This window comes from Arthrobacter sp. SO3 (genome assembly GCF_020532825.1).
Lineage (GTDB): Bacteria > Actinomycetota > Actinomycetes > Actinomycetales > Micrococcaceae > Arthrobacter.
The window spans coordinates 25904-27162 of the sequence record NZ_MQTS01000179.1; the positions used below are offsets into that span (position 1 = coordinate 25904).

Here is a 1259-nt window from a genome sequence, read left to right on the forward strand (position 1 = left end):
GCGCCGAGGCTCAACTGCTGGGCCGGATCGTCCGCAAGGTCCTGGACGAGCACCTGCCAGCCGCCTTCCGGTGCGGGTCCGGCAGACGCCAGGTCCCCGCCAAGGCTGACCAGCACGCCGCAGCCCAGCTCGGAGTACACCTGACCGGCGGCCCGGTCCGCGGCAATGGCTTTGGCTGTGGCTCCAAGGTCCAAGCGGGTGCCCGCGGGGACTTTCAGCATGCGCCCGGAAAGGCTGACGCGGGTCCAGCCGGAGGCCTCCCGGCTCGCGGGGGAAACCGCGGAGGCGGCACCATCCTCGACGCCGCGGCCGGGGAAGAGCCTGACGCTCACGATGTCCCGGTCATAGCCCAAGGCTTCGAGCTCCCGGCCCAGGGTCGGGTCGACGTCGCCGTCCGTCCAGCGGGCGGCGTCGAGGGCGCCTTCGACGAGCAGTGCCAGCAGCGGGCTGACCCGGGCGCCCGCGGCAAGCTGGGGACCGAGCAGCGCCAGTTCCGAATCGTCCCTGAACCGGCTGCAGGCATCGTCAATATCGGCAACGGTCCGCCGGACAATGGCTGCGGCGGCGGCGAGCGCGCCGGCATCGGTGACGGTGACGCCGGCTCCCATACCCCAGACGGTCCACGACTCGCTGGCAACCATGTCAGGACCCCGATGATTTGCCGTGAACGGCTCCGCCGCTGCCCGGCTGGACGGGGGTGATCCCGGAGTAGCTCTTGGGCTGGCGGCCGCTGTTGCTTTTCGCAGTGCCGCCCCCTGCGGAAGACGACGATGACCCGCTGGACGATGACCCGCTGGACGATGACCCTGTGGAGCCAGAGGTGGTGGTGGCGGCCGCAGCCTTGGTGCCCGGGGTGGCGGCGTACACGACGGCTGAGGCGATCCCTGCCGTGGCAAGGCAGCCCAGGGCGACGGTGGCGGTGATGCCGGCGGCCAGCCGTTTGCCGTTTCTTCGAGTGTCCATGGCCTGCTCCTAGTATTCCGCGGTAAGACGCGTGAGAATCCCGCTATCCCAATACTCCTCGCGGATTCTTTGAGGTTTCTTAGATGATGCTGTCTGCGGGCTTTGGGTTTCACCGGCCGCTGCCGGCCGGCGAATCGCTCAGACGAGGGGCAGGGTGACCACAATCGCCGCCCCGCCCTCCGGCGGGCTCGGCTCCACGCTGACGGTTCCGTCGTGCAGGGAGACGATCTCGGCCACGAGTGCCAGTCCAAGCCCGTAATGGCGTGGCGTCCCCGCCGCGGGAGTCTCGGGGCGGG

Annotated in this window: 2 protein-coding genes; both read right to left on the reverse strand. The window is 70.0% G+C overall.

The annotated features are described in order from the left end of the window. Positions 1–641: FAD:protein FMN transferase (locus BJQ90_RS16775; protein WP_226761353.1), on the reverse strand; the 641-nt coding region annotated here is incomplete at its 3' end. Position 642: 1 nt separating this feature from the next. Beyond that, positions 643–963: a hypothetical protein gene (locus BJQ90_RS16780; protein ID WP_226761354.1), complete on the reverse strand. Its 321-nt coding sequence runs from the start codon at positions 961–963 to the stop codon at positions 643–645. Positions 964–1259: the final 296 nt, after the last annotated feature.